Here is a 3,697-nt window from a genome sequence, read left to right as displayed (position 1 = left end):
TAGAGCGTTTTCTGACCGACCTGAATCGTGAGGGATTCCCAAGCCGTCGGAAATCTGATTCACGATGCTGGCTGGGGATGGAGGCCGGCATCAGATGGGTCAGCCACTTTCAATGGATCTGCGGTTGCGGTTGCTGGCGGCGATTGATGGCGGGATGAGCAGGCGGGCGGCTGCGGTGCGGTTTGGAGTAGCGCCTTCGACTGCGATCCGCTGGCAGGCTCAACGAACGGCGACCGGTAACTTCGCGCCCAAGCCCCAGGGCGGTGACATGCGCTCGCACCGGATTGAGGAGCGGCGCAACGAGGTGCTGGCGCTGTGGGAAGCGCAGCAGGACATCACACTCGACGAGTTGCGAGTGGCGCTGGCCGGCATCGGCCTTTCAGTCGCGAACTCGACGCTGCACCGCTTCTTCGCGCGCCACGGCATCACGCGGAAAAAAAGACCGGGCACGCGATCGAGCAGGACCGGCCCGACGTCCTGAGGCAGCGCCATGCCTGGTTCGATGGTCAGTGCGATCTCGATCCCAAACGCCTGGTGTTCATCGACGAGACCTGGACCGCGACCAACATGACCCGCAGCCATGGTCGTGCTCCGCGAGGTGAGCGGTTGCGGATGGGCTCCCCGCATGGTCACCGCAAGACCACGACGCTGGTCGCGGGACTGCGCATGAGCGGGATGATCGCGCCGATGGTGCTAGACGGGCCGATCAACGGCGAATGGTTCGAGGCCTATGTCCGCCAGGTGCTCGTGCCCGAACTCAGGCCGGGCGACATCGTCATCATGGACAATCTCTCCAGCCACAAGCGCGCATCAGTCCTCGCGATGATCGAGGACGCAGGCGCGTCTCTGCGCTTCCTCCCGCCCTACAGCCCCGACTTCAATCCGATCGAGAAGGCCTTCTCCCGTCTCAAGGCCATGCTCAGAAAAGCCGGCGAGCGCACCGTCTCCGGCCTCTGGAGCTTCATCGGAAAACTCGTCGATCTCTTCCGCCCCGACGAGTGCGCCAACTACTTCAGCTCATGCGGCTATGATCCAGACTGATCAGAATCCGCTCTAATTAGCTAATCCGGTCCGTGGAAGCGGCATGATCGGGCCAGGAACCGGCGTAATACCCAGACTCGTTGATCACGACCGATGGGCCCATGTTTGCATACCGATGGACCTGATGCGCCAAGGCTGGTCGACGAGGCGGTTCCAGGCATCGCAGCAATGATCGACGATGTTCTCGTAGGACGTGAAGATCGTAATCGACCGGTTGAGGCCGCCTGCCGAAGGGTGAGTTGAGCGCGTAAGAGACGTCCATAAGGACGTTGTTATGGACGTCCTGAGCGGGAGCGAGGGACGGCTGTGGAGATACTGGGACGGGAGCGGCGTCGGCTGTGGAGCACCGCGGAGAGGCTCGAGATCGTCGCCGCTGTGGGGGTGAACGGCGAGACATTGGCACGTGTTGCGCGGCGCTACGATGTCTCACGAAGCCAAATCTACCGTTCGACACGCACAGCGCGAATTTCCTGACGCTTCGCTATCAGATCTGCGAACTGCTCTCGGGTGCTGAGTCAAATGAGATCTGGCAGGCGACCAGCCTGCCAGATGTTTGAAGCTCCGGCTCAGGTCATTCATGCGGCAGCGTGCCGCTCTCCGAAGCGAGCGGAGTTGAAGAGGTGCAGCAAGGCATGCGTTCCTGCCCTGCGGGAAGGCTCTTCAAACCATTTGTGAGATAGTGCACTGATGACGTAGCTTATGATCAAGATGAGGGCGACGGTAAGCGATACACCAAAGGTTGAAAACCAATCGAGTGCAATCGCCATATAGATTACGGGCGTATGCAGCAGGTAGAGCGAGAAGCTCAATTTGCCCAGATTCCGTCCCACTGCGTTTCCGAAAACTGCCCGCGCGAAAGCTGTGTCAGATGTTGCGAAGGCGAATACACAAAGCCCCATCATCAGCACTCTTGGGAACTCGTAATAATACCGCGCAAGTCTATCCGGTTCGCCATCGAGGTAGAGCCACTGATGGTAATCGGCAGTCGGGGGAAAAATTAGGCTAAGCATAATAGCAACTGCGATGAGTTGGATTATCGTTGCTGCACTCTCACTTAGCTTGGCGCGAGTTAACGGGGCGGCAAGTGCGATAGCTATACCTAAGAGGAATATGTGCAGCTTAGATATGACAAGTAGACCCGGAAGCTGATAACGAAAGGCGATCAAAACGATCGTTACAGTACCCAATATGACCCCAATCGGCAAGCTTATACGACGGGGCTGAGAGCCAAGCCACCACAGAATTGGAAAACAAAAATAAAATTGGAATTCTGGTGCGATAGTCCAGAATACTGAGACATTGCTAATCGCGAAAATATGTCGCACCGCATCCAACGGAGTCATATAGTAGAAGAAGTTTGGATCGAAGCGGCTATAGATAAAAGAGGCCAATCCGACCGTATAATATAGAGGTAAAATTCTTGAGATGCGGGCAGCGAAATATCGCGCAACACGATCTTTCTCAAAAGGCTGACCTAGATACAAATGGCCCATCAAGAAGCCGCTGAGTATAAAGAAGAGGAGGACGCCATAGCTGCCGATCTGCTCTGGAACCAAGGCGATGCCGCCATCGGCATTGATGTGCGCGAACACAACTGCACTAGAGCGTTTTCTGACCGACCTGAATCGTGAGGGATTCCCAAGCCGTCGGAAATCTGATTCACGATGCTGGCTGGGGATGGAGGCCGGCATCAGATGGGTCAGCCACTTTCAATGGATCTGCGGTTGCGGTTGCTGGCGGCGATTGATGGCGGGATGAGCAGGCGGGCGGCTGCGGTGCGGTTTGGAGTAGCGCCTTCGACTGCGATCCGCTGGCAGGCTCAACGAACGGCGACCGGTAACTTCGCGCCCAAGCCCCAGGGCGGTGACATGCGCTCGCACCGGATTGAGGAGCGGCGCAACGAGGTGCTGGCGCTGTGGGAAGCGCAGCAGGACATCACACTCGACGAGTTGCGAGTGGCGCTGGCCGGCATCGGCCTTTCAGTCGCGAACTCGACGCTGCACCGCTTCTTCGCGCGCCACGGCATCACGCGGAAAAAAAGACCGGGCACGCGATCGAGCAGGACCGGCCCGACGTCCTGAGGCAGCGCCATGCCTGGTTCGATGGTCAGTGCGATCTCGATCCCAAACGCCTGGTGTTCATCGACGAGACCTGGACCGCGACCAACATGACCCGCAGCCATGGTCGTGCTCCGCGAGGTGAGCGGTTGCGGATGGGCTCCCCGCATGGTCACCGCAAGACCACGACGCTGGTCGCGGGACTGCGCATGAGCGGGATGATCGCGCCGATGGTGCTAGACGGGCCGATCAACGGCGAATGGTTCGAGGCCTATGTCCGCCAGGTGCTCGTGCCCGAACTCAGGCCGGGCGACATCGTCATCATGGACAATCTCTCCAGCCACAAGCGCGCATCAGTCCTCGCGATGATCGAGGACGCAGGCGCGTCTCTGCGCTTCCTCCCGCCCTACAGCCCCGACTTCAATCCGATCGAGAAGGCCTTCTCCCGTCTCAAGGCCATGCTCAGAAAAGCCGGCGAGCGCACCGTCTCCGGCCTCTGGAGCTTCATCGGAAAACTCGTCGATCTCTTCCGCCCCGACGAGTGCGCCAACTACTTCAGCTCATGCGGCTATGATCCAGACTGATCAGAATCCGCTCTA

The 3,697-nt window shown here is 58.9% G+C and carries 4 protein-coding genes and 1 pseudogene; 3 read left to right on the top strand and 2 right to left on the bottom strand.

What is annotated here, in order from left to right; genetic code table 11:
- Window positions 1–94 precede the first annotated feature (94 nt).
- A protein-coding gene (locus tag ABUH87_RS00230; protein ID WP_367767720.1) for an IS630 family transposase occupies window positions 95–1,041 on the top strand; the annotation gives its coding sequence in 2 pieces (ribosomal slippage) (window positions 95–431 and window positions 431–1,041; 948 coding nt in all).
- A gap of 84 nt (window positions 1,042–1,125) precedes the next feature.
- Here ABUH87_RS00230 and ABUH87_RS00225 read toward each other — a convergent pair.
- Window positions 1,126–1,242 (bottom strand): annotated as a pseudogene (locus tag ABUH87_RS00225) (IS630 family transposase); the annotation flags it as partial.
- Between the two features lie 105 nt (window positions 1,243–1,347).
- On the opposite strand from ABUH87_RS00225, the gene ABUH87_RS00220 reads away from it, so the two are divergent.
- Window positions 1,348–1,515, top strand: coding sequence for a transposase (locus tag ABUH87_RS00220; RefSeq protein WP_367767724.1), 168 nt, complete (start codon window positions 1,348–1,350; stop codon window positions 1,513–1,515).
- Between the two features lie 101 nt (window positions 1,516–1,616).
- On the opposite strand, the gene ABUH87_RS00215 is transcribed toward ABUH87_RS00220, so the two are convergent.
- Window positions 1,617–2,732 carry an acyltransferase family protein gene (locus ABUH87_RS00215; protein WP_367767722.1) on the bottom strand — a complete coding sequence of 372 codons (1,116 nt, stop codon included), beginning with the start codon at window positions 2,730–2,732 and terminating at the stop codon, window positions 1,617–1,619.
- 3 nt (window positions 2,733–2,735) lie between these two features.
- Between ABUH87_RS00215 and ABUH87_RS00210 the strand changes: the two genes are divergently transcribed.
- A protein-coding gene (locus ABUH87_RS00210; RefSeq protein ID WP_367767720.1) for an IS630 family transposase occupies window positions 2,736–3,682 on the top strand; the annotation gives its coding sequence in 2 pieces (ribosomal slippage) (window positions 2,736–3,072 and window positions 3,072–3,682; 948 coding nt in all).
- The last annotated feature ends 15 nt before the right edge of the window (window positions 3,683–3,697 follow it).

It is taken from the genome of Novosphingobium rhizovicinum, assembly GCF_040813635.1.
Lineage (GTDB): Bacteria > Pseudomonadota > Alphaproteobacteria > Sphingomonadales > Sphingomonadaceae > Novosphingobium > Novosphingobium rhizovicinum.
This window is presented reverse-complemented; position numbering and strand designations above follow the sequence as displayed.

Excerpts from the sequence above, each read along its gene's own strand:
- ABUH87_RS00215 (WP_367767722.1), bottom strand. The coding sequence starts at position 2,732 with ATGCCGGCCTCCATCCCCAGCCAGCATCGTGAATCAGATTTCCGACGG.